General features: G+C 58.8%; 19 protein-coding genes. 8 read left to right on the forward strand and 11 right to left on the reverse strand.

Annotation, left to right across the window (positions count from 1 at the left end; all coding sequences use genetic code 11):
- Positions 1-124 precede the first annotated feature (124 nt).
- The 4 genes from DX908_RS13735 to DX908_RS13750 all read right to left on the reverse strand — a co-directional run bounded on the left by DX908_RS13735 (position 125) and on the right by DX908_RS13750 (position 3377).
- Positions 125-1501, reverse strand: coding sequence for a relaxase/mobilization nuclease domain-containing protein (locus DX908_RS13735; RefSeq protein ID WP_116392867.1), 1377 nt, complete (start codon positions 1499-1501; stop codon positions 125-127).
- Complete coding sequence (locus DX908_RS13740) at positions 1502-1906, reverse strand: plasmid mobilization protein (RefSeq protein ID WP_116392868.1); 405 nt, start codon at positions 1904-1906, stop codon at positions 1502-1504.
- Positions 1907-2025: 119 nt separating this feature from the next.
- Complete coding sequence (locus DX908_RS13745) at positions 2026-2859, reverse strand: SDR family NAD(P)-dependent oxidoreductase (protein ID WP_116392869.1); 834 nt, start codon at positions 2857-2859, stop codon at positions 2026-2028.
- On the reverse strand, positions 2859-3377 hold the full coding sequence (locus DX908_RS13750) for a nuclear transport factor 2 family protein (protein WP_158548790.1): 519 nt from the start codon (positions 3375-3377) through the stop codon (positions 2859-2861). The genes DX908_RS13745 and DX908_RS13750 overlap by 1 nt, the downstream gene beginning before the upstream one ends.
- 157 nt (positions 3378-3534) lie before the next feature.
- Here DX908_RS13750 and DX908_RS13755 point away from each other — a divergent pair, with 157 nt between their 5' ends.
- Both DX908_RS13755 and DX908_RS13760 read left to right on the forward strand, forming a co-directional pair.
- Positions 3535-4299 (forward strand): SDR family NAD(P)-dependent oxidoreductase, encoded by a 765-nt coding sequence (locus DX908_RS13755; RefSeq protein WP_158548792.1) that lies wholly within the window; start codon positions 3535-3537, stop codon positions 4297-4299.
- 1 nt (position 4300) lies between these two features.
- Positions 4301-4888, forward strand: a complete 588-nt coding sequence (locus DX908_RS13760; RefSeq protein ID WP_158548794.1) for an isochorismatase family protein — start codon at positions 4301-4303, stop codon at positions 4886-4888.
- A gap of 30 nt (positions 4889-4918) precedes the next feature.
- Here the strand turns inward: DX908_RS13760 and DX908_RS13765 are convergent, their stop codons facing one another.
- Positions 4919-6448, reverse strand: coding sequence for an aldehyde dehydrogenase family protein (locus DX908_RS13765; protein ID WP_199564720.1), 1530 nt, complete (start codon positions 6446-6448; stop codon positions 4919-4921).
- Between the two features lie 197 nt (positions 6449-6645).
- On the opposite strand from DX908_RS13765, the gene DX908_RS13770 reads away from it, so the two are divergent.
- Positions 6646-7599: a flavin reductase family protein gene (locus DX908_RS13770; protein ID WP_158548796.1), complete on the forward strand. Its 954-nt coding sequence runs from the start codon at positions 6646-6648 to the stop codon at positions 7597-7599.
- A 6-nt stretch (positions 7600-7605) separates the two neighbouring features.
- On the opposite strand, the gene DX908_RS13775 is transcribed toward DX908_RS13770, so the two are convergent.
- From DX908_RS13775 to DX908_RS13790, 4 genes are all read right to left on the reverse strand, one after another.
- Positions 7606-9246: an MFS transporter gene (locus tag DX908_RS13775; RefSeq protein ID WP_116392874.1), complete on the reverse strand. Its 1641-nt coding sequence runs from the start codon at positions 9244-9246 to the stop codon at positions 7606-7608.
- A gap of 78 nt (positions 9247-9324) precedes the next feature.
- Positions 9325-10167, reverse strand: coding sequence for an SDR family NAD(P)-dependent oxidoreductase (locus DX908_RS13780; protein WP_116392875.1), 843 nt, complete (start codon positions 10165-10167; stop codon positions 9325-9327).
- Entirely contained in the window at positions 10154-11545 is a 1392-nt protein-coding gene (locus DX908_RS13785; protein ID WP_116392876.1) for an acyl-CoA reductase, read from the reverse strand. Before DX908_RS13785 ends, DX908_RS13780 begins: the two co-directional genes overlap by 14 nt.
- Complete coding sequence (locus DX908_RS13790; protein WP_116392877.1) at positions 11542-12888, reverse strand: hypothetical protein; 1347 nt, start codon at positions 12886-12888, stop codon at positions 11542-11544. Before DX908_RS13790 ends, DX908_RS13785 begins: the two co-directional genes overlap by 4 nt.
- 111 nt (positions 12889-12999) lie before the next feature.
- On the opposite strand from DX908_RS13790, the gene DX908_RS13795 reads away from it, so the two are divergent.
- Positions 13000-14019, forward strand: a complete 1020-nt coding sequence (locus DX908_RS13795; protein WP_116392878.1) for a helix-turn-helix domain-containing protein — start codon at positions 13000-13002, stop codon at positions 14017-14019.
- A 13-nt stretch (positions 14020-14032) separates the two neighbouring features.
- On the opposite strand, the gene DX908_RS13800 is transcribed toward DX908_RS13795, so the two are convergent.
- Complete coding sequence (locus DX908_RS13800) at positions 14033-16504, reverse strand: arylsulfatase (RefSeq protein ID WP_116392879.1); 2472 nt, start codon at positions 16502-16504, stop codon at positions 14033-14035.
- A 128-nt stretch (positions 16505-16632) separates the two neighbouring features.
- Between DX908_RS13800 and DX908_RS13805 the strand changes: the two genes are divergently transcribed.
- Both DX908_RS13805 and DX908_RS13810 read left to right on the forward strand, forming a co-directional pair.
- Positions 16633-18990, forward strand: a complete 2358-nt coding sequence (locus tag DX908_RS13805; protein ID WP_116392880.1) for a TonB-dependent receptor — start codon at positions 16633-16635, stop codon at positions 18988-18990.
- 213 nt (positions 18991-19203) lie between these two features.
- Positions 19204-20511 carry a spinster family MFS transporter gene (locus DX908_RS13810; protein ID WP_116392881.1) on the forward strand — a complete coding sequence of 436 codons (1308 nt, stop codon included), beginning with the start codon at positions 19204-19206 and terminating at the stop codon, positions 20509-20511.
- 100 nt (positions 20512-20611) lie between these two features.
- Here DX908_RS13810 and DX908_RS13815 read toward each other — a convergent pair whose 3' ends face one another.
- Positions 20612-21517 (reverse strand): carboxymuconolactone decarboxylase family protein, encoded by a 906-nt coding sequence (locus DX908_RS13815; protein WP_116392882.1) that lies wholly within the window; start codon positions 21515-21517, stop codon positions 20612-20614.
- A 230-nt stretch (positions 21518-21747) separates the two neighbouring features.
- Here DX908_RS13815 and DX908_RS13820 point away from each other — a divergent pair, with 230 nt between their 5' ends.
- Together DX908_RS13820 and DX908_RS13825 are read left to right on the forward strand one after the other, a co-directional pair.
- Positions 21748-22587: an SDR family NAD(P)-dependent oxidoreductase gene (locus DX908_RS13820; protein WP_116392883.1), complete on the forward strand. Its 840-nt coding sequence runs from the start codon at positions 21748-21750 to the stop codon at positions 22585-22587.
- Between the two features lie 7 nt (positions 22588-22594).
- On the forward strand, positions 22595-23335 hold the full coding sequence (locus DX908_RS13825; protein ID WP_147303812.1) for a GntR family transcriptional regulator: 741 nt from the start codon (positions 22595-22597) through the stop codon (positions 23333-23335).
- Positions 23336-23438: the final 103 nt, after the last annotated feature.

Here is a 23438-nt window from a genome sequence, read left to right on the forward strand (position 1 = left end):
CCCCTCGCGCGGGCATGGCATCCAAACGTCTCCCCGCTGGGGCGGGGCCCCTCGTTCGGAGCCTCCTTGCCCTTGCTACCCCCATTCTTCGCCAGAATGGCAGAGGGTTGCAGGGCAACCCTCTTTATCGATCTAGGCTGGGGCCGCGATCCGGACGCTGACGATGGGGTGTCCGTGGCTGCCTCTCCCGCAATCGCGAAAGCTGCTCGCTGCGCCGGTTGACCCGCTCGGCGAAGATGTCCTTCGGGCTGCGCGTATCACGTTGCCTTGGTTGTTCGGCTGGAGGCGGTTCGCGTCCTTCCTTGCGATAGCGGGCAAGCTCGCGGTGGACTTGAGTCATTTCCTTTACGCGCCGCCCGCGTTCCTGCTTGATCGGTATCTGATGCATGTGCCGCTGGTGAAGCTGACGCTTGATCATCTTGGCGCGTTCGGTTGCGTCGCGCTGTCTGGCCGCTTCTGCCTGCCTCTCATTTTCCTGTACTACCTTCGCCCGCTTGCCGGTGACGCGATCCCACAGGCCGAAGAGACCCGACCGCAGCTTTGAGGCGCGGTCCTGGGCCTCGGCCTGTACTCGCTGTTCATGGTGTTGGCGAAGCTGTTCCCGTTCGGTGCGATGGCGTTTCGTCAGCTCGGCCTTCCGGGCGAGGAGCGGTTTCATTCGTTCGTCCGACCGCTTCTCAGCTTCACGAAGATAACCCTGCATGACCGGCGTCATCTCGCGGGCCATCATGCGCTTGGTGTCTTCGACCGAGGGCAGCTCCGCCGGTTTGCCGAGCCGGGCTTCAATCTCTTTGGCCTTCTTGCCGACATAGCGGGAGACAGCCAGCACCTCGCCTTCATAGGAAACGGCGACAAAGCCCCGCCGGTCACCCTTGGCGAGTTTGAGCCCCTGATCCTGCAAAGCCGCTACGAACCCCTCGCGGCTATCGGAGACCGCCCACGCATCCTGCATGGCGCGTTTCAAATCGCCCGCATGGCGGCCCATGCGTTTTGCCTGCTGCCACTGGTCGAGGGTGAAATTGCGCGGATCGGCTTGCCCGCGTTCCATCAGTCCACGGGGCATTTGCCAGCCATGGTCGCGGTAAAGCTCGCGGGAGACTTCCTGCAATTTGCTCTTCGAGTAGGAGAGCGGGATGGCCTTCATCTCTTCGGCATCGATGCGCGACCACACCGCATGACAATGGCGGCGGCCTTCCTTCTCATGGAAGACGATGGCGCGCGGCTGGCCGGTGAGGCCGAGCCGGATTTCGGCTTTGGTGACGGCTTGCTCGAATTCCTCATCGGTCACTGCCCGGCCTTCGGGCGGGTTCAGCGACAGAGAAAAGAGGAACTGCTTGCAGCGCGTCCCCCGCGAGACCGCATAAGCCTCGTTAAAGGCCCCCGGCAGGGTCTCCGCCGTGAAGCCGGAAATCTCATGCACATGGATATGCTCGTTATCCGGCGAGAGGAGATGCCGGGCGAGGCTTTGGGCCCCGCCGCGCTGATTGCCGACAAGGATCATTCAGTTTTGCGCCTTGAGCCCCAAAGCCGCGATGAGTTCTTTGCGCATGATACGAATATCCGCGCAGGCCGCCGCGAGGTCGTTCGCCAGCTCCGACGTCACCGGCAGTGTGCCGAGATTGGCGGCCTTGGCGATCTGATTGAGATTGGACGAAAGCCGCGACTGCCCCAGCCGGGCCAGCGCTTGGCCGATGGCGGCTTCATCTGGACGCGGCATCCGATAGCTGCGGCGGGGGCTGGCTTTGTCGGCGAAGACCTTATCGCGGATATAGGCATTCACCGAGCGTCGCCCGGCCAGTTCCTTGAGGAGGGCGCGCTCTTCCTCCGTCACCCGTAAGGACAATGGCGCGGGTCGTTTCTTTTTCGGCTTGGCGGTTTCATTGAAGGGGAGGCGGGCTTCGCTCATTGGTCGCCCCCGTCGAGATCAAGATTAGCGGCCAGCAACTGCGCTTCCCAGTCGGACAGGACCTCGAACAATTCATTCGAAATCACTCCGCCTGAGTGCGCCATTTTACATCCATAAATCTATGACTGGCTGGTAGCCTTCCAATAGCACCTATCTTCCCGCCAGTTGGGGTCGGGCCGCAAAAGTGCGGCGCCGCCATCCACGGCAATCGTCTGCCCTGTGATGAAACGGGCGGCCGGGCTGGCAAGGAACAGGACGGCTTCGGCGACATCCCAGGAGCTGCTCTCGGAAAGGAGCGCCGTGCGAGCCTTGCGCTGCTCGCGTTTTGCCTCTGCCGCCTCCGGCGTCGGGCAGCCGCGTTCGATCATCGCGCTCCACACTTCGCCGGGCCGGACATTATTGCACCGGATTCCGTCGGGCCCGTGCTGCATGGCGACTTCATAGGTGATCGCCTCAACTGCGGCCTTTGTTGCGCCATAGGCGGTCGAGGCGGAGGGGGTCTCAATTGCCGTGGTAGACAGATTGACGATCGATCCGCCAGCGGACATTTCAGGGATTACATGCTTGCACATGAACAGGACGGATTTGACGTTGACGGCCATCGCCCGGTCCCAATCCGCTTCAACGATCTGTGTCGGAGACGTGCCCTGGCCGATGGCGACATTATTAACGAGGATATCAATCCGTCCGCAGTCTGACATGACTTTGCCGACGGCCTCGCGGCAGGCTACTTCATCGGTGACATCGGCATGAATTGGAATACCCCTTGCGCCGTCTTCCTTCATCAGGACGGCGGTTTTTTCGGCGGCTTTTTCATCGATATCGAGAAGGGCGACCGTGGCACCGGCACGACCGAGCAGGCGGGCGATGGCATCACCGATGCTGGGTGCAGCCTCGGGGCCAGCCCCTGCGCCGGTGACGATGGCGGTCAGCCCGGAAAGGTCTTTGGTCATTAAACGGCCTCTTCCCAGAAAGCATAACGCCCATCTGTGGGGCAGGGTGCGGCGCGGTTCTTGCCGGTGGCCAGAACCTCAGTCACCGGATCAATGCGTGCCCATTCGTCAATGAAGAGACGGGCGGTGAGCTGCCACCTCCCGTCCCGCAAGGCAAAACTGTCCAGATAGCGGCCCGCGCGCTGGCGTGTCACAGGGTCCCCGTCGCGCTCAACCTGCATGATCGAGAGGACATAGCTTTCCGCTTTTGCCGTCTCGCCCGCCGCGTCGAGGCGGACACGCATATTACTGATGAAATGGGTGCGTCCGGCGGGCGCCTTCTCCGGCGGGGAGAGGGCGTCGGCAAAGGCGGCGCCCGTCATCGGGCTCTCGCCGCCCATATCGATCCGGGCGTCGGGCGCGATCGCGCGGCGCAGCAGGTCCTGGTCAAAACGGTCAACGCCGGTCGCGATATCGAGGATCAGGTCGCGGATCTGGTCGCGGGCGAGAAGCGCCGTCAGGCGGTCATCTTGAGTCATGGCGCGCATCCTCTTCGCTGTGCGCTGATTTTTCCAGTCCCGGCCCCTGCATAAAGGGCGAAGTTCGCCGTGGCGATAAGTTCGCCGCGGTGAATCGGCAAATGGCGCGTATCCGCCTATGCTCACGCGCATGACATTCAATGGAAAAAACGTCGTCGTGACGGGGGCTGCCAGCGGGATTGGCAGGACCACCGCCCGGAAATTTGCAAAACAGGGCGCGCGTGTCGCCTGTCTCGATATTCATCGGGAGGGGAATGAAGGCACGGTTAGTCTGATCGAGGGAGAGGGCGGCAAGGCGATTGCCGTTGAGCTCGATTTGGGGGATCCAGAGAGCATCCATCGCGCCTTTGCCCAAGTGATCGAGGCGTTCGGCACGATCGATGCGGCGGCGCTGATCGGCGGCTATTCCTGGCGGGGCGAGACGCTCGATATCACGCCGGAGGACTGGGACCGCTTCGTCAATGTCAATCTGCGAGGGGCTTTCTTCTGCTGTCAGGAAGCGCTGCGCGTCATGTATACCAAGGGCAAGGGCGCCGTCGTGACCATGTCGGCGGATGGCGCGTTCTTCCCGGTAGAGGGGCTGGCCGTGCAGGCCGCGGCCAAGGGTGGGATCGCGCTGATGTCCCGGACGCTGGGGTTTGAGGCGGCAAAGCGGGGCGTGCGGGTCAATTCAGTCTCGCCGGGTATCGTCCATGTCCAGAAGACAGGCTTTGTCAGTGATCCGGGCCCGGCGCTTCGCCGCGTGGCTGGGGAAGAGGCGCCGCCCCATAGCGATCTGCCCAAGGTGACGGCGATCGGCCGCTATATGGAAGAAGAAGAGATAGCCGACACGATCCTTTATCTGTGTTCGGACAGTGCCTCAGGCGTGAATGGCCAGACCCTGATGATCAATGGCGGCGGCTACCGGACGATGGATTACTGATATGACCGCAGGCAACCTCGATATTGACCCGACAACGACCGCGCTGCTGGTCGTTGATCTTCAGAACTTCACGGTCGGTTTTGATACTCACCCGACGCCGGGCGCGCAGGTTCTCAAAAATGCGGTCGCCCTTGCCGATGCCTGCCGCAAACAGGGGATGCATGTCGTCCTCGTGCGGGTCGGGCATGGCGGCGCGGCCAAACCGCCGAACCCAGATATTATGGTCGAGGAGGGCTTTGCCTCCTCATTCCAGTTGACGGACGAAATGGTGACAATCCCCGAGGTGTTGGGCCCCAAAGAGGGAGACCTTGTCGTCGACAAATATAATTGGGGTGCATTTCACGGCACCAATCTCGACACGCATCTTCGCCGTCGCGGCATCAGAACCCTGATCGTCACAGGACTCGTCACGGAGATCGGCGTCGATACGACGGCCCGCGAGGCCTATGCGCATAATTACTCCCAGATCCTAGTCTCGGACGGGATGGGCGGGTTCACACCCGATGCCCATGATTATGTCCTGCAGACGATCTTTCCACGGCTCGGTCTTGTCAGATCGACAAAGGACGTGCTCGCGGCTTTGGGCTGATCGTCGCCGGCGGGAAATAAAGGCGCCGCTTCAGGACGCCTTTTTCTCTCCGGGATCTCCCCAGGCAAGGCTCTCTGAAGCTGTGCCGGTCGCGATGCCGAAGACCTTGGTTTCAAGATAGGTCTCAAAGCCCTGAATGCCGAATTGCCGGCCGATCCCGCTCTGTTTGTAGCCGCCGAAGGGGACATCCATATGCATCCACACGCCGCCATTGATGCTGACCGTGCCGGTGCGCAGCCGCTCGGCGACGGCGATTGCTTCTTCATTGGTTGCAGCTGAGACGCTGGCGGAAAGACCGTAGTCGGAATTATTGGCGATCCGTACAGCATCGTCGATATCGTCATAGGCGATGACCGCGAGGACCGGCCCGAAGACTTCATTCTGGGCGATATGGTCGTCCGGTTTGACGTCTGCAATCAGCGTGGGTTCAACGAAATAGCCTTTGGGCTGGCTTGCCGGAATGCCGCCCCCATGGACGATGCGGTTACCGTCCTTACGCGCTGCTTCGATGTGGCTGAGCACATTGTCCCGGTGATGCTTTGAGACGAGAGGGTTCATGTAATTATTCGGATCGGCGGGATCGCCATAGGTAATCTCAGCCATAGCGGCTGCCGCGGCCTCGACCCCTTCCTCATAGCGCTCACGCGGCAGGAGCAGCCGGCTGCGCGCAACGCAGCCCTGGCCGGCATTGGTGCAGATGAGTTTTGCTGCCATGGCGGCTTCTGCCTGAATGTCCGCACTCGGCAGAACGATATAGGGCGACTTGCCGCCCAGCTCGAGCAGCATGCGCTTGAGCGTGCCGGACGCGGCGGCGGCAACCCGGCGGCCATTCGGGGCGGAACCGGTAAAGCCGATGAAATCGACATCCGGATGCGTCGTCAGGACTTCGCCCATCAGATTATCCGAGGACGTCACGACATTCATCACACCGGAGGGGATATCCGTTTCTTCCTTGATGATCCGCCCGACAATGGTGGCAGACCAGGGCGCATCGGGGGAGGGTTTCAAAGTACAGGTATTACCGGCGGCAAGGGCAGCCCCGATCTTGCCAAGGCCCGAGCCCCACGGGCCATTCCATGGGATGATTGCCGCTACAACGCCCATCGGTTCGCGCCGCTGATATCGTTTGCTGACCACGCCGCGGAAATCGAGTTCCGGCAATTCCTGCTCATAAGGATAGGATTCTGCCATATCGGCAAAATCGCGCAGCCGGGCGACCGGCACATCAAGAAGAGTATCGCGTGTCAGCCATACCGCCGTGCCGACCTCGCTGACCAGCAAAGGCCGGATTTCATCGAGATGCCGGGTCAACCCCTCATTGAGTTGCCGCAGGCATTTTGCACGGAAGGCGTGGTTAGTGCTCCAGTCCGTTTCGTCAAAGGCCCGGCGTGCGGCGAGAATTGCGCGTTCGAAATCCTCTTTCGTCCCATCGGCGGTGACACCGATTGATTCCTCGGTATAGGGATTGATATTCTCGAATGTCTTTCCGGACGAGGACGGCACCAGCTCGCCATCGATCAACATGCGCCATTCGGCAATCGGAGGGTTCTGTTCTGACATGGTATACCTCTTCGGCGCGCAACTTGGCGGAAATGGCGCCGGTCGCAAAGGCTTGCGCGTAGAGACAGCTTCGTCATCGCCAACGCGATAGGTCCGGGGCCTGTTTTATCGCGCAAGCGATAAAAGCGGGGTCTCTCTCGGCATTCTGCCGCACCCGTTTCAGGATGCCCGCCCGCGAAAGAAGAGTCAGGCCTCAAATGTCCGAAAACCATCCGCCGTCCAGCCGTTCCATCGACCCCCGTGCCTTTCGTCAGGCATTGGGCGCTTTTCCGACCGGGGTGACGGTGATGACGACGCAGGCGGAGGACGGGCGGGATATCGGCCTGACCGTGAACAGCTTCAATTCGGTGTCCCTCGATCCGCCTCTTGTGCTCTGGAGCCTGTCGAACAGCGCCTCCAGCAGGCAGGCGTTCGATGAGGTCGAACATTTTGCCGTCCACGTCCTGACCGCGCGGCAGGAAGATCTGGCCACACGCTTTGCGACGCCGGACATTGACCGCTTTGCGGGCCTCGGAGTCGAACGGGGGATCGGCAATGTGCCGTTGCTCAGGGAGTGTGCGGCGCGGTTCGTCTGCCGGATCGCCTATCGTTATGAGGGTGGGGACCATCTGATCATCGTCGGCGAGGTTCTCTCTTTTGACCGGCGCGAGGAACCGGTGCTGGCCTTTCATGGCGGCAAATATGCGCTGGCCTATGAGAAAGCCGTTCATCCCAACCGGCCCCGGGATGATGATGCGGGCGGCGCGCCGATCGTTCAGAAAAATGCGCTGAACATGCTGCTGGGGGTGGCGTATCGGCATCTCGTTGAAAATCTCGACCCTCACTTACAGGCGAGAGGCCTCAATGAGGCGGACTTCTGGACACTGAACATGGTTGGTGCGGAGAGCGGCAGGGATGCCGCCCGGCTCAATAAATTACTGGGGTTCAGGGAAGAACTTGTAACGAAGGACGTCCTCGACCGGCTGGCTGGGGAAGGGCTAGTCTCCCTCGGGGAGGGCGTGTCGCTGACCGAGAAAGGCCGACAGGTCCTGATGGAGCTGGAAGCCGAAGCCAAGTCGGTGGAGACCAATGCGGAGGCCGGACTTGATTATGCCGAGGCGCTGCTGCTGCACCAGCTCCTGCGCCGCCTAATCTTCAGTATGCGCGGTTGAGGGACCTTAATCCCACTCGATCGGCATGGAACCGGCAGGCCGTTCCACCATGCGGCGGATCCGCGTTCCCTCCGGCGCATGGAACTGTGCGGCGCGTTTTTTGAGATCCGCATCGGCCTTGGTGCTGCGGTTCGCGCGCCTCACATGATCGAGCCAGGTCGCGCTGACGATCCGCTCGACCCAGCGCTCGGGATTGTCGAGATTCTGCTGGAGGCTCCATCCGAGCGCACCGTCCCGCCGCCTCAGACGTGATAACTCCCGCATCACCGAGACGAATTCCGGACCTAGCTCTTTGGCCACCTGATATTCAACCTCGATGATGACCGGACCGGTATGGGTTTCGAGATGCACACGCGGCGGCGCGATATCAATCGGCTCCTGCGGGGTGAGGTCGGTTTCATCCGTACCGGGCAGGGGGGCAAACCATCTGGCGGTCAGGGAGGCGAAGAGGAAGCCAGCGGAGCCAAGAAACGTCATGGTCAGCCCGGCGCTGGTGGCAATCTGCCCCCAGACAAAGGCCCCGCCTGCAATGCCGCCGATCATGGCGACCTGACTGATCGAGACGGCGCGGCCGACGACCCATCGCGGGCTGTGAAGCTGCACGCAGGTCGAGATCGTCGCAAGACTGAAGATCCATGAGGCCCCGCAGATGGCCATCGCCAGCATTGAAAGCGCCAGCAAGTGGCTGAAGGCGATGATGACGGTTCCCACCGCGAAGGCAAAGCTGGAGAAGAGAACGACCTTTTCGCTGCCCAGCCGCTCGCGAGCAAAGGAAACCCCGAGGCCTGAGACAAGCGAGCCGAGCCCGAAAGAGCCGAGCAGCATGCCATAGGTCAGCGGTCCGCCCGTCAGCTGGTCCCGCGCGATCAGGGGTGTAAGTGCCCAGATCGAACTGCCGCCGAGGGAGAACAATCCTCCCCGAAAGAGCGTGCTGGCGAGCGTCGGGGACATCGCCACATAGCGCAGGCCCGCCCGCATGGCGCTGCCGAGCTTCTCTGCCGGCAATGTCTGATCCCGCGGGGGCAGCCTTGTCGCAAGCAGCACGAAGATCAGGCCCAGAAAGGAGACGGCATTGAGCGCAAAGGCGGTCGCGCCGCCTGCAATCGCGAGCACGAAACCGCCCAGCGCCGGACCAAAACTGCGGGCGATATTGAACGCGAGTGAGTTGATGCCGATGGCGGCCGGAAGATCCTTGCGGGGAACAAGATCGGCGAAGGTCGCCTGCCATGAGGGCTGGTGAAGCGCGATCGAGCTGGCAATGAAGCCCGTAAGCACGAGAAGCACGACCGGAGACAAAAGGCCTGCGAAAGCGAGGATGGCGAGGATCAGCGCGGAGATAAGCCCGATGATCTGGGACAGGAGCATCATGATGCGCCTGTCGGCCGTGTCGGCCAAGGCACCTGCGGGAAGCGCCAGCAGCATGATCGGCAAGGTTGCGGCGGTCTGGATCGAGGCGACCATCACCGGCGACGACGTCATGGTCGTCATGACCCATGAGGCACCGACCATCTGGATGATGGTGCCGAAATTCGAGGCAATCGCGGCGAGCCAGAGCGCCCGGAACATCGGGTAACTCAGGGGACTGAGCGTAGACTTCCGCCATGATGCAAACCAGGAACCTGCGGCTTGCCAATATTGCCCTGGCATAGGGAATGAATTTCCTTCAGCTTTTCTCGCGGCCAAACCTCCGCCTTGCACATTTGATGGGATATATCGGCACGATGGTCAAATGCCGGTATTCTCGCCATAGGGCCTGAAGGACGCAAAATCCGCCTGACGCTCTTCAAGTGCGTTCTCGACGCGATCAAAGGCATCAACACCGATGGCAGCATTGAAGGGCGGCTCCTCCATATCGGCAATCGAGAGGATAGCCTCAGCCGCCTTATACGGATCATTGGGCTGATTGCCGTCTGACGCGGCAAACCGCTCCTTCATGGCCGAGACCATATTGCGGTAGGGCGCGACATCCCGCTTGCCCATGACAAGGCTTTCGCCGGCAAAGCGGGTGCGCAATCCCCCCGGGGCAACGGCCGTGACATGGATGCCGTGGGGAGCGAGTTCCTTTGCCAGCGCCTCGCTGAACCCCGTGACCGCAAATTTCGAGGCGGTGTAGAGTGTCATGCCCGGAAAGGAGATGACACCGGACAGCGAAGAGATGTTCAGTATATGTCCGAACCCTGTCTCGTGCAGGTGTGGCAGGACGCTCCGGCAGGTATTGAGCGTGCCGATGAGATTGACGGAAATCTCATCCTGAACCTGTTCGGGGGTCAGGGTTTCAAAGGGACCTGCGAGGCAATAGCCCGCATTGTTGATGACAAGATCGATGCCGCCCATGGCCTTGGCGGCCTGGCTGGCGATCCGGTCGGTCGAGGTCGGGTCGGTGACATCGCAGGCGCCGCCGGAGGCGAGCTCACCGCCATCAGCGACGAATTTGTCGACGACAGATTGCGAGCGGCTGGTGCCGAAGACCTGCCAGCCGCGGGCGAAGGCGCGCTCGGCCATGGCGGCCCCCAGACCGCCCGAGACACCGGTAATCAGGCAACGGCGCGGAAGATCAGTCTTCATCATTCACCCACCGGACAAAACGCTGCATCGGATAAAAGCCATCATGCGGCAGGCCGAGTTCCGGCGGGGCACTGCCGAGGGTAACGACCCGCTGGGTCCCGCGCGCGGCGAGAATATCCCGCAAGGCAGCTTTCCGCTCGCGCGGCCAGACGCCGACCGTCTGTGTGGCGACGGTCACATGCTGGGCGGCATCGGCAAGGTTTTCGACAGGGACGACATTCACGACCTTGCCGTCCGGGTGGAAATCAACCGGCTCATCCGAGCGGATGACCAGCCCGGCGCCTTCATAATCGCCCCAGACCCGGTAGAAATCCTCAAGCATCCGGAGGCCATCGACCTCTTCGCGGATGTCCTGCGGCACCGGCCATGGGGCGGCGGATGAGAAGGCCCGCTCGGTGCCGAGCCGCACGGCAAGCGCTTCGCAGAACCGGTCGGCGTCCTCCTGACTGGCTTCGACGAACTGGATGCGGCTCGACACACAGGCCTGCTGGTTGAGGATGGTCGCGTCATTGGCGGCGAGGTCCGCGACGGCTTGGATGCTGGCATCGCTCTCAAAGGCTTCGCGGCCGATCATGGAAATCGACGTCTTCGGATCAAAACTGATCAGTTCGAAACCGGGGCCGATATGTTTCACCGCATTGCGGATGGCCGCTTCACCGCCCCAGGCAACGAGTTTGTCAAAATATTGCGGCCGGAATAGGAGCGGCTCGATCGTTTCGTCACCGCCCCGCCAATAGGCGGTCGAGAAGGATTTCGTGATCGGATGGCCGGGTGCCGTCTTTGCGAGGGTCTTGAGCACTGCCGGGGTCGAGAAAAGATCATTGGACGGCATTTTGAGAAGATGCACGCCCTTGACCAGCGCCCCGCGGACTAGTGTCTGGGCAGAAGTGCCAGGCCCATTGCCAGCCAGAACGTGAACGATGCGCGGGGGGTAAGCACGCAACCGCACAGATCTGCCGCTCGGGCTGGTTGTCTCCCGCCATCCATCAATCGCGTCACGGCCGCCCAGTTCGGTGTCGACCAGATAATTCATCAGGTCACGGTTAAAGACCCTGACAAAGCTCTTATAGGCGCGCTCCAGCAGGTCGCGGGGCAGGGGGTTGGTGACGGCATTCCGCTCCAACGCCTCGGCGAGATAGCCAGCCGTGTCACGGGTCAGCCGGTCGCCGACGGCCTCGAGAACATCCATGATTTCCTCTAGCGGCGTATCGGCCAGTGGCGGCTGTTCCGTCCGAGACCAGACGAGTTCATTCGGATCGACGGGCGGAGTGGTAAAAGCATGGACCCCCGAACCGAAGACAGTTCCGGGGGTGGAGATGGTCTCTCCCTTGATGACATGGTCGATCTGGACGGGAGTTTGCGTTTCTGCGAGAGCGGTCATTGGGTCAACGCTCCTTTCACGTAAGAATCAATCGTCCCTGCACAGCCGATATGGTCGTCTTCACCGGGCTGGGCGTAGCGGGTGATCGTATCGAGCAGGGTTGGCCCCGGCCGCCCGCAGGGGCAACGGCCGAAATCGACCTGAACCTTGTCACCGGAGATAATGCCGCCCCAGCGGCCGTCGAACAGCAGGTCGAGAAAAGCAAAGCGGCCTTCGACAACACCGTCTTTCGCGTCCTCACGGGTCAGGAGCCGTTCGCCTTCGCGTTCGAGCGGCAGCATGATGAGGCCGGGCGGACGGTGATACCGTTTGTGTTCACAAGCAGGCCAGCGCTGTGCCATTTCTGTCATACCGTAACCCATCGGCCGGACAACATTGCCGTAAAAGGCCGTCACCTGTTCCTTGTAATCAGGTGGCAGCTTCACCCCTTTCACCCCGCCGCCGGCAGCGACGACCGAGTCCGGATGGAATTCGCCATCACCAACGCCCAGCTCGCGGGCGCGCTCGATGATCATCATGTGCTGGGCCCAGAGGGCCGCGACGAATACCGGTTCCTTGCGCTTGGCGATGATCATTTCAGCCAGCTCAGTGAGCCGCTCATTCATTCGTGTACCCTGCTGGGCGGTTTTCTCTCTGAAGCTCTCGATCTCTGATGGGGTCGCCGTGCCGGCTGCCATCCGGGTTCGGAGCGACGCGCCGGCGCTGACATCCGCGATTAGAAGCGGGTCATCGGTCAGGAAGTGAATGTCCCCCTCGCGACCCCAGATTTCCGCCTGAATGTTCGAGGCCTCAACTGCGCTGTTAAATCCCTTGCTCGGGCCGATCGAGAAGAAAGGGCGGTCCTGCGCAGGTTTGACGAAGGGCCAGCCCATGGTCTTCGTGAAGTGACGCTTCTTGCGTTGATAATCGCCTTCGGACTGGTTGAGGAATGACACTTTCCCGGACGATCCGCTGGTCGCCAGAACGCGGTGCCCCGCGGCTCGGAGGCGGGCAATCCAGTCATCGACGGTCTCCACCCCTTCAACATCGACATCCGTGACATCGGCCGTCGACAGAGTCGTCAGCCATTGGAGCATGTGCTTCCACTTGCCCTTTTCAACGAAGCTCGACGGATATGACTTATACGTTGTATGAAAGAACAGCAGCGGGACGAGATCTTCGAGCTTTTCGATCGACTCGATGCCGACATCGCGCGCGCGGCGGTCGAGGACGGGGATCTGCTGGCGGCGTTCCGCGAACACTTCGCGCGCCGCTTCGAGTTGAAGTGCCTCGACTTCATCCGGGTCCCATTCGAAGAGGGCGGGATCGGCGATCTTGTCCAGCAATGTCTGGCGCGCATTCATGGCGTTTCTCCGGGTGGTCTTTTCCGGTGTCTTGACGGGCGCACAGCCTTAGAAACAGGGGAAATCTGGACATGATAGAGGGAATAATGGACATTTTGGCCATTCTTCCCCATGTTCAGCGGCATGAAGCGCCTGCATGTCCTTTGCCTGCCCAAGGCCTCACCGCTCGGAATCGGCGCGGTGAAAGAGCTGTGCGCGCGGGCTGATCGGTATACGGAGGCTGTCTTTCGTGAAGCGGGCGGACCTTCTCGGGCGGCCAGTCTGTCCTTTCGCTCTCTGGACGGAAAGCCTGTCCGCTTGCTCGACGGCAGCCTACAGCCGGTAGAGGGAGCGTTTGCACCGGGAGATGATGTAGCGGGGATATTCATTCCCGATATTGCTGCAAAGTCGGAAGACGAGCTTGAAGCCATTCTGGTGCAGGCGGGCGATGCTGTGCCACCTGTATTATCCGCGCTCAAACATGGCGCCATCTGTGCGGCGGCCGGCGCAGGTGTCCTGTTGCCGATAGTCTGGGGGCTGGGGCGGCAGGAGAATATCGCTATAACGGACCGTTTACGGATGTCTTTTGGTCATTGGGATCGTGATGCCAGGCTGATCACGCATCAGTCGACATCGCTCACTGCACAGCTCATTACGGCGGCGGATGGCGCGTTCCAGCCCTCCGTTGTACTGGAAATGCTGGGGCGAGTGTTCTCAGGCAACCTCGCAAACATGTTGGCCGGAGAGACAGGGATTGCGCGCCTGCCGACTTCAATCGACCCCGGGCAGGAGCCTTTGCGGGAAAGCGGGGATCCGCTGGTGGAGCAGGCCCGCGCCATCCTGCGCAGACAGTTTGCAACACCGCCCACGATTGCTCAGCTCGCAACGCAATTGTCCGTGAGCCAGAAGACGCTTACCCGACGCTTTCGTGCCGCGACGGAAATGACCCCGCTGCAATATCTGCAGGCTGTCCGGATGGCCGCCGCGCGCCGTCAGTTGCGCGATACCCAGCGGCGCATCGAGCATATTGCCGCCATGGTCGGGTATCAGGATATCACAACGTTCAGGGACAATTTCCGCCGCGAGGTCGGCATGACCCCCAGTGATTTCCGAAGAACCGCGAGAGACAACGTCCTGCCCGAACAGGGGTGAGGGGCGCCTGTTCCTATCTGCCTGAAGTGAAAGGCGGTTTGAGTAGATATTCGATCTCTTTTTCCGTATACGGTGTCGTATCAAGATGGAAGCGGGCCTGCCTGATCGTCCCGCTATAGGCAAAGGCATGCTGATAGGAGGAACTGACCGGAACGCCGTGATTGGCACCGATCTGCAATCCCTGCATCGCCCTGCTGAAGAGGAGGCGGTCATGATGCTGCCGATAAGCCCGCTTGCCATCGAACAGGATGTCATAGCGCCCCTTCCATGGCCGCTTTGTCAGATGCTGGATGATCGTTATGTGCTGGGTTCCTTCAGGAATGGAGACGGAATCGATGATGCTGTGCGGCCTCAACGCGAGTTCGTGAAAGAGTGTTCCATCGCGGATATAAAGAACCCGGCCGCAGAACATGTTTCCGTACGCAAACAGAACACCCTCATCCTGCGCCTCATATGGCGTGATGGAGAACTCGATGTTGTTTGACCGGCCGATGAGCTCCGGCGCCGCTTCGGGAAGCAGAACGGAGACAGGGGGATGGAAGACCCATTCGCTGCGTGTGCCGCCAGACAGGAAAGCCGCCATGGATTTGCGTCTGCCCGACCGGCTGTCGATCGGGAAGACATCATATTTCCGCGCTAGCTCCTCCCATCTTTCCACGAGCCTCGCGGCAATCTCAGGATGCTTCCCGCTCAGATCATTCGTTTCATTGATGTCTTCTGTGACATTGAACAGCTCCCACCCGTCTGCCGCATGCGGATCACGCGATTTAGAAACAAGCCGCCAGCTGTCACTGTAAAGGGCCCTGGATCCTTCCATCTCAAAATGTTGCTCGGTACGGATTTCGGGACTGTCCGCATCTTTCAGCGTTGCCAGTGCACTGCGGCCATGAAGCGGCTTGGCCTTCATGCCACGGATCGTTTCAAGCGGCTGGACACCTGCTGCTTCTAGTAGCGTCGGGTATAGGTCGATTGTGTGCAGATAATGCGGGCGAAGTTTTTCTTCACTAGCGGTCCGTTTCGGCCAGTGTACGATCAGTGGGTCGGCAACACCGCCCAGATGGGAGTCGTGCTTATATAGCCGGTAGGGGGTATTCGAAGCGGCTGCCCAGCCGGCCGGATACATCGGATAGGAATCCGGCCCGCCAATATCGTCGAACATGTCGAGGCACTGTTCCAATGACATGCCCCCGATACGGCCGGACAGAAGATTGGCAGACCCCAGCAGTCCGCCATCCGGCGACCCTCCGTTATCGGAGAAAAGAACGATTATCGTGTTGTCGAGAATGCCAAGCTCGTCAAGCGTGACCTGAAGTTCACCAATGGTGGCGTCGATCTCTTCGACCATTGCGGCGTAGATTTCCATATACCTAGCGTAAAGCCGCTGACGCTCAGGCTCTAGCTCCGACCAGGGGAGAATTCCCGGATTGGGGTCGGGCAGTTTTGTTCCCGCAGGGATGATCCCAAGTTCCTTTTGCAGGTTGAACCGCTCTTCACGAATGATATCCCAGCCGCGGTCGTAACGGCCTCTCTGTCTGGCGATGCTGCCTGCCGGTGCTTGGAGCGGAGAGTGGGTTGCGGGGTGTGCAATATAAAGAAAGAATGGCGCGTCAGGCTGGACCGCCATATGATCTTTCACGTAGCCGAGCGCTTTTCCGGAAATATCATGCGTGGCGTAGAAATCCTCTCCGACCGTGATGCTCTCATTTCCCTCGAAAAAGTTCATAGGACGGAAGAAATCAGTCGAATGCCCCTGAAACCAGAATGACCGGTGAAAGCCCCGCTGGGCAGGCCAGTTCTCAAATGGTCCGGCACTGGTGGAAGACTCAGCTGAGTTCACATGCCATTTGCCAGAAAGGTAAGACCTATAGCCTGCGTCGTTCAAAGCTTCAGCAATAGTTGGCGCATTGGATGCAAGACGACCTCGATAGCCGGGATATCCTGAATCCTCATAGGTAAGCCAGCCGATGCCAGCACTGTGATTGTTGAGGCCTGTGAGGAAGCAGGCCCGAGTTGCTGAGCAGACGCCCGTCGTTCGAAAATTGGTAAACTGGAGTCCGTTTGTTGAGAGCCGATCAATCGCCGGAGTCCTTATCTCGCTGCCATAGCATCCGAAGTCTGAGTATCCGACATCGTCGACCATAATGGCGACAATGTTAGGTTGTGAGGGGTCTTTTTTTCGGTGCGGAAGATAGTCTGGGGTCGACTCATCGAACGTCTCGCCCACTTTTCCTTTGAACGCCGTTTCATTTTGCTTTGGACCAGAAGCAGCCTGCGATTTTTCCGCTCCTATGGCTGCAGCCGCGCTCCCAAACGCAGCCATACCACCAAGTGTTTCACGACGTGATGGATAACGTTTTGACGAATCTGACACCGGTGCGTTTCCCAATTTGGTTGTTTCATTGGGCAATACAGAGGGAGGCTTGGCGTGCAGTATCAACGATGCGCTAAAGGACATCGCATATGCGGTGCGCCATTCCGGCTGCATCGCCTTTTCGATATCAAGTCTGGAGGAGGCTCTGCCTCGTTGCGTTTCTCACTGATCCGACCATCATCTGGTAAATGACAAAGTAAAAACAGTATCTGGCGAGCGCCGGGTGAAATAGGAGGAAAACAATGATCGGTAGCAAGAGCAAACGCCGTATTCTGATGGCAGGCACCGCGGTTTTAGCCGTGCCCGCAATCGCATTCGCACAGGAAAATGAGGCTGCGCCGCAAGAAACGGCAGTCGAAGCGACTGGTGATACTATTTATGTTGTCGCGCGCCGTCGTGAGGAATCCCTTCAGGAAGTCCCGCTCGCTGTGACCGCTGTCGGTGATGAGACGCTGCAGCTCAATCAGGTCGATTCAATTCAGGACATCGGGCTTCTCGTTCCCAACCTGGTCGTGACTGCAGGGACTGGCGGTGGAGGTAAATCGCACCCGATTTTCGCTATTCGTGGGCAGGCCCAACAGGAATCGACCGGCCTCGCGGATCAGTCTGTAGGCGTATATTTCGGTGACGTGGTTGTTGCGCGTACCCAAGGTATCAACCAAACACTTTACGATATTCAGGCAGTCGAAGTTATCAAAGGGCCAACGGGCACCCTGTTTGGTCGCAACGCAACAGGCGGCGCTATCGTGATCCGACCTAAACTGCCCAGCACGGATGGGTTCGAAGCTGGCTTTGGGGCAACGTTGGCGGAGTATTCCACCCGCAATTTCGATGGCTACGTGAATATACCTCTGTCAGATCGCGTAGCAGTCAGGCTTGCGGGTGCTTCGATTCACAGCGACGGATATATCTTCGACAGCGCCTTGGGTCGGAATGTCAATTACGAAGATAATTTCTCGGTACGTGGATCGTTATTGGTCGAGCTTTCCGATACTGTCGAAAACGTCACTATCGTGAATATGTTCGAAGAAAATGATGGTGGCGTTGGGGGGCATGTTCAATTCGTCAACCCAGCTGGCCTTATCGATAACGCCTTCGTTACCGGGCCGCGTAACTATCCGGCGAGCGGTACCGATATCCTCGCGCTTCAGGAATCCCTTGGCGACTATAACATCGTCAATGGCACACCTGAATTTACCAATATCGATACGCTCGATGTTCAGAACACGACGACCCTGGAACTCAATGATGCCGTCACGGTGAAAAACATCTTTGGCTATCGTGATGTTAAATCGCACGTCCTTGTGGATCTGGATGGTATGCCAACTCCAGTGCTTCAGGTTGAGCGGCTTGATGATGCCGAGCAGTGGTCGGAAGAATTACAGATCTTTGGTGAGACCTCCAATTTCGAGTGGATCGCCGGTCTTTATTGGTTCAATGAAAGCGGTGAAAACGAAGCGCTCAGCAAGGCGTTGGGTTCTGACCCGGGTGCTGTTGAGCCCCCGAGTGTTCGTGCATATGGAAACCCGATCACGAATAATAACCAGCTATTCGACAATACGAGCAAAGCAATCTTTGCGGAAGTAACGTTCGGCCTTGATTCTCTGGTCGAGGGTCTCGCGCTCACGCTTGGTGGACGCCAGACATGGGATGAACGCGAGATCACAATTCGGAACCGGAACGAAGGTGCCTCCTGTCGATTCACGATCGATGACGATAACAATCCGGCTACCCCGGAAGTAAATCCGGGTGACACAGCTGCGTGTACACTCGATGCATCAGCGGAATTTGATTCCTTTACCTATAACGTAACTCTCGAATATCAGCCTGATGTCGATACGCTTCTTTATGGTAGTGTACGGACTGGTTTCAGGAGTGGTGGTTTTGCAGCTCGTGCTACAACCGAAGAGGGGCTGCGGCGCACATTTGAGCCTGAAGAACTCCTGAACTATGAGATTGGTCTCAAACGAGATTGGCATTTTGGGGAAGGATATCTTCAGACAAACCTTGCTGTTTTCTACGGTGACTATCAGAACATTCAAAGAAATCTGAATGATGTAACGACCACTGATGGATATACCGTGACAGTCAATGCCGCCGAAGCGACGGTAAGCGGTTTCGAGTTTGAAGGTATCTTCCGTCCAGTTCCGCAATTCGAGATTGCAGGTTCTTGGGGCTATATCGACGCCGAATTTGAAGACTTCATCGATCCCTTCAGCGGGGATGATCTGTCGAACTCCCAGTTCGCCAAGATACCTGAGAATACATGGCGGATTGCGGGCACTTACAGCTTCCCTCCAAGCCAGACTTTCGGCGAAACAAGCTTTAAGGTCGCCTATGGTGGGCGTGACGAGTATCTGATCGGCGACAATGCGCCGAGTGGTCCCGTTGGCACAAACCCGGAATATGAACAGCTTGACCTGTTCCTGACGTCTCGGGGCGTGCTCGATACAAACATGGATCTTACGCTCTTTGCCCAGAACGTTACCGAAGAGATCGAATACCAGACCTTGGCTCAGGTCTTTGGCTCACTCGGTTATGCGGCATCAACACCTGGAAAACCACGTATGATGGGCGTGCAGCTACGCTACAAGTTCTAGTCGATACTGGATCTTCCTTCCGGATCCTGCGACGGAAAGCAGCCCCGCCTTTTGACGGGGCTGCTTTTTCATGTTCGATCCGCCATTGTAGGCGGATGAAATGCATCTGCGATTATTTCCTCTTTGTGAGGACGGCAAAGGCGGGAGGGTGCTAAGCCTATCAAAACTGAGTTTCGCTATGACGCGATCATCAGAGAAACAGGGTAGGAATTGATGGAAGTCCAGCAGAACGACAAAGATCACAAGGTGAGCGGCCGTTGGACGGCTCTGATCATTCTCACAATTGTGTACACGGTCTACAATATCGATCGTAACCTCGTCGTCATTCTTGCAGAGCCCATCAAAGCCGAATTTGGCTTGAGTGACTCTCAGCTGGGATTGCTGACAGGTACGTCATTTGCGATTGCCTTTGGTCTCGCCGGTATCCCTATCGGCCTGCTTGTGGACAGGGTGAACCGGGTACGGTTGATCTCAGCACTATTGGCGATCTGGAGTATCGTGACATTCCTATGCGGTTTTGTCCGAACCTTCACGCTACTGATCTTGACTAGGATTGGCGTGGGGGTTGCTGAATCTGGTGCTGCGCCAACCTGTCTTTCCATTCTATCCGATTTTTTTCCCAAACACCGGCGAGGAACGGCATTCGGTCTGTTCTATCTCAGCACACCGATTGGGCTAGGCATCGGCTTTGCTATTGGCGGGGTCATCGCCAAGCATATCGGGTGGCGGGAGGTTTTCATGTTGGCCGGGGCGCCGGGTGTAATCCTTGCATTACTCGTGATGTTCTTTGTGCGTGAGCCCAAACGCGGTCAGTTCGATGAAGAAGAAAAGGGTGACCACCTCGTATCGTCTTTTTCGACGATTATACGAATCCTGAAGGCAAAGCCGACTCTCATCTTACTGACGGCGGCGGCGGTCCTGGTTATTGCCGGACAGGCTGGTATGTCCGCGTTTCTGCCTTCATTGTTTGTACGTCATCATGCGCTGCCGATTGACCAGACCGGTTACGCGATAGCTGTCATAATGGGTGTTGGTGGTGCGATCGGCATGCCATTCGGCGGGGCCATGTCGGACTACGTCACCAAACGGTCGGCCCGGTTCTCACCGCTCGCAACCGGCTATTTCGTGCTGGCAGCAGCGCCCTTTGCTATGATCGGTTGTTTGGTGCCTGTACTGTGGGTGTCGATTACGACATTCTTCATTTACTCTGTACTAATCCATTGTTACCTCGGGCCCACGCTTGCGTCCTATATGACGCTGGCACCACCGAGACTGCGGGGAGCCATGTCGGCATTCCTCTTGGTTGCGATGAATTTGGTCGGGTTTGGTGTTGGCCCACAGCTGACTGGCGTGCTTAGTGATATCTACAATGCTAATGGGGTCGAAGAATCGATCCGCTATGCCATGCTAACGATTTCGCTTTGCATCGTGGCTAGCGGCATCTGTTACCTGCTCGCCGCACGGACCATGGATCGTGATGTGGAGGGGACGGACGCCGAAGATACGGCGGTACCTGCTTAGCAAAGGCGAAAGCTCAGTTCGGCGGAGGCGGAACTATAAAAAAGGCGCGCCCGGATGCTCTGGACGCGCCTTTTTCTTTGGTAAGGGAAGGGGGTGGTGGTTAGTCCTCCCAATTATCGAAGATATCTCCGGCCTCTTTCTGCACCATTGATGCCGCCTCCATCTGACCGAAGACAAGGGCATTTCCGATCGTGTCGAGCGCATCGGATTTGCTGACGCCCCAGCTCTTGCAGAGGAGTACATTTTCCCGAATGCCTTCAGCGGTACGAGACATGACGTGGTAATACAGCATGCTGGTCGGCCACATCTGCTTGGGCAGATGGTAGAGCATATTCTCCATCCGTGAACGGTGCGTTTTGAAGAGCTGCGGCCGGTGATTGGCCATGAATGTCACATAGGGTGGGATTTCGCCAATCGTCCTGAGATACCAGTCCTCGACCTTGCGGCGTTCCTCAATGGTCAGTTCGACGGTGGAATAGTCGATGCCGGACCGGAACGCCTCGATGTCCGGCGCCCAGCCATCCGGGAATTTGGCACGGGGGTTCGGCGTATCGTTGAATTCAAAACCCTCAAGCGCTTTGGCGATAGTCTGCATGCCGCGGGGCCCCGCATGGACGAAAGCCATAGCGATAACTTCGAGAAGTTCATCCTTACTCAAACCGTCCTGATGATAGGACTGAACGAAATAGCGGCAGCCGGTCTCATAACCATTGAGGGCGTAAAAGGCGAGCGTGCCATTCCCCATGACCCGCGGCTCCACGCGAAGGGTGAGGCTGCAATATAGCCGATACCGCTTGAGCACTTCGGGGTTCATGTCGAGCCACCAGTCGAGCCCTTGCAGGGCCTGACCGAATTGCGCGGCATAATGGCCCTTGAAGCCTTCGATCTCTTCAGGTGAGATCTTGGTTGGCGTCGACAGATCGAGTCCCCGGTGCACCCAGTTTCCGCGAGCTGGATCAAAGCCGGCGCTCAGTTGGCGAAGTTTCTCTGCATCATTGTCTGTCATGCAATATGTTTCCTCGATATATTGCGGAAATAAAGCCGCGCAAAAGGGCTTTTCGGGCAAGCGCGGCACACGGAGGGTAGGGGAGAGCCGCAGCAGGGAAAACCTGAGCTACGCAAATATCGTAAGACCGAATACTTGGCCTGAAAGGCAGCTATTGGCAGGCCCGCAGTGGTGTGCAGCTCATTCAGACCCTAGCATGTTCCGCAACAAAGGAACGGTTCAGGTAGCCTATGTCTGAGATAAAACGTGTCGCACTGGTGACCGGATGCGGCAAACGGGACGGGATCGGCGCGGCAGTTGCGCGCAGCCTGTCCTCAGCCGGAATGAATGTCGTGGTGACGGATATTGCCTCAACAGGGGTGAGCGACCTGCACCAGCCCAAACGGGCTGATGACCCGGACTGGCGGGGCGTCGACAGTCTGGTTGAGGAACTCGCCGGCGCATCGGGCGAGGCCAGTGCCGTGACCGGCGATGTCAGCGACCCGGCTGGTGTTTCCTCGATGGTCGGTCATGCGCTCGATAGTTTCGGTCGGCTCGACGTTCTGGTGAACAATGCCGGTGCACCCTTCAGCATGGGGCATGGCGATATTGAGGCTATCGACCCCGATGAGTGGGACAAGGTCATGGCGATCAATCTGCGGGGGCCGTTCCTGATGTGCCGCGCCGCTGCGCCGCATATGCGCGAGAAGGGGTTCGGACGGATCGTGAATGTTTCATCTGTCGCAGGACGAGTCGGCTCGAAAGCGAATGCCGCCTATGCCGCCTCAAAAGCAGGCGTGCTGGCTCTGACCCAGTCGCTGGCGCTCGATCTTGGCGGGCAGGGGATCACCGCGAACAGCGTGCTGCCGGGTTTCATTCTGACCAGCCGGTCCTTGAGCGGCATGAGCAAGAAACTGGGCCAGGACGACATTGATGATGAGACCATCGCGCGTTCAACGCCGCAGATCCCTGCCGGGCGGGCGGGAACGCCGGAGGATGTGGCCGGCGCGGTTGCATTTCTGGCCAGCGATGCGGCAAGCTATATTAACGGACAGTCCGTTATAGTGGACGGCGGAAACGTGCGTTTGTGAGGTGAAGATGCGAGTCATTGAAGGCGGTCGATCCGACAAGATGACCACGGCCGATCCTGAAGCGGCCAATTCCACTGTTGCGCTGGGTGAGCGTGGGGAAACACTTGTGGGCCGTATTGCGGCTGATATCAGTGAAAAGATTATCCAGGGCATCCTGCCCGCTGGCGCTGATCTCAACTCGGTGGAACTCGCCAAGCAGTTCGGTACCAGCCGCACGCCCGTGCGCGAAGCCCTGATGCTTCTTGAAAAAGAAGGCCTGGTCGAAATTAAGCCCCGCCGCCGCCCAAGGGTCGCGCGGGTGTCATGGAACGACCTTGAAGAGATCTATATCATCCGCGCGCATATGAATGCGTTGAAGCTGGCGCTCGTCGTCGACAATGCCAGCGAAGGGGCATTGCTTGAATCGCGTCGGCTGTTCGATCGAATGAAGGCAGCAGCGGAACGGGGCGACACGGACCGGTTCGTGGCCGAACGAAAAGACCTGCATGATTTTTGGGCGTCGATTTGCGGCAACAAGACGCTGGAGACGGCGCTGGCGAACTGGCAATTGCGGCTCAGCCTGCGGCGAATCGCCAAGATGACGGCCGTGCACATTGAGCGCTCGATCAGTGATCATGAATGCCTGTTGCACGCGCTGGAAGCCCGGGATCGTGATCTGGCCGCATCGCTTATCCGCTCGATGACGATGACGGGTCTCGATGCCGTCAAGGACTCCGGCTGGGGTATGCCTCCGGGTAATAATTCCTGATTTTTCTGATAGTTCGCGTATGCGTTATGACCCGGCGCCCCTTGGACTTGGGGGGCGCCGTGCGCGCATAATCCTCCGGTAAGATCACAATGGCGCATGCCGT

It is taken from the genome of Parvularcula marina (assembly GCF_003399445.1).
Taxonomy (GTDB): domain Bacteria; phylum Pseudomonadota; class Alphaproteobacteria; order Caulobacterales; family Parvularculaceae; genus Parvularcula; species Parvularcula marina.

What these genes read in the sequence shown, in the direction of transcription:
- DX908_RS13735 (WP_116392867.1), bottom strand. Translation starts at nt 1,501, where the DNA reads ATGATCCTTGTCGGCAATCAGCGCGGCGGGGCCCAAAGCCTCGCCCGG.
- DX908_RS13740 (WP_116392868.1), bottom strand. Translation starts at nt 1,906, where the DNA reads ATGAGCGAAGCCCGCCTCCCCTTCAATGAAACCGCCAAGCCGAAAAAG.
- DX908_RS13745 (WP_116392869.1), bottom strand. Translation starts at nt 2,859, where the DNA reads ATGACCAAAGACCTTTCCGGGCTGACCGCCATCGTCACCGGCGCAGGG.
- DX908_RS13750 (WP_158548790.1), bottom strand. Translation starts at nt 3,377, where the DNA reads ATGACTCAAGATGACCGCCTGACGGCGCTTCTCGCCCGCGACCAGATC.
- DX908_RS13760 (WP_158548794.1), top strand. Translation starts at nt 4,301, where the DNA reads ATGACCGCAGGCAACCTCGATATTGACCCGACAACGACCGCGCTGCTG.
- DX908_RS13765 (WP_199564720.1), bottom strand. Translation starts at nt 6,448, where the DNA reads ATGTCAGAACAGAACCCTCCGATTGCCGAATGGCGCATGTTGATCGAT.
- DX908_RS13770 (WP_158548796.1), top strand. Translation starts at nt 6,646, where the DNA reads ATGTCCGAAAACCATCCGCCGTCCAGCCGTTCCATCGACCCCCGTGCC.
- DX908_RS13775 (WP_116392874.1), bottom strand. Translation starts at nt 9,246, where the DNA reads ATGCCAGGGCAATATTGGCAAGCCGCAGGTTCCTGGTTTGCATCATGG.
- DX908_RS13780 (WP_116392875.1), bottom strand. Translation starts at nt 10,167, where the DNA reads ATGATGAAGACTGATCTTCCGCGCCGTTGCCTGATTACCGGTGTCTCG.
- DX908_RS13785 (WP_116392876.1), bottom strand. Translation starts at nt 11,545, where the DNA reads ATGACCGCTCTCGCAGAAACGCAAACTCCCGTCCAGATCGACCATGTC.
- DX908_RS13790 (WP_116392877.1), bottom strand. Translation starts at nt 12,888, where the DNA reads ATGAATGCGCGCCAGACATTGCTGGACAAGATCGCCGATCCCGCCCTC.
- DX908_RS13795 (WP_116392878.1), top strand. Translation starts at nt 13,000, where the DNA reads ATGTTCAGCGGCATGAAGCGCCTGCATGTCCTTTGCCTGCCCAAGGCC.
- DX908_RS13800 (WP_116392879.1), bottom strand. Translation starts at nt 16,504, where the DNA reads ATGCAGCCGGAATGGCGCACCGCATATGCGATGTCCTTTAGCGCATCG.
- DX908_RS13805 (WP_116392880.1), top strand. Translation starts at nt 16,633, where the DNA reads ATGATCGGTAGCAAGAGCAAACGCCGTATTCTGATGGCAGGCACCGCG.
- DX908_RS13810 (WP_116392881.1), top strand. Translation starts at nt 19,204, where the DNA reads ATGGAAGTCCAGCAGAACGACAAAGATCACAAGGTGAGCGGCCGTTGG.
- DX908_RS13815 (WP_116392882.1), bottom strand. Translation starts at nt 21,517, where the DNA reads ATGACAGACAATGATGCAGAGAAACTTCGCCAACTGAGCGCCGGCTTT.
- DX908_RS13820 (WP_116392883.1), top strand. Translation starts at nt 21,748, where the DNA reads ATGTCTGAGATAAAACGTGTCGCACTGGTGACCGGATGCGGCAAACGG.
- DX908_RS13825 (WP_147303812.1), top strand. Translation starts at nt 22,595, where the DNA reads ATGCGAGTCATTGAAGGCGGTCGATCCGACAAGATGACCACGGCCGAT.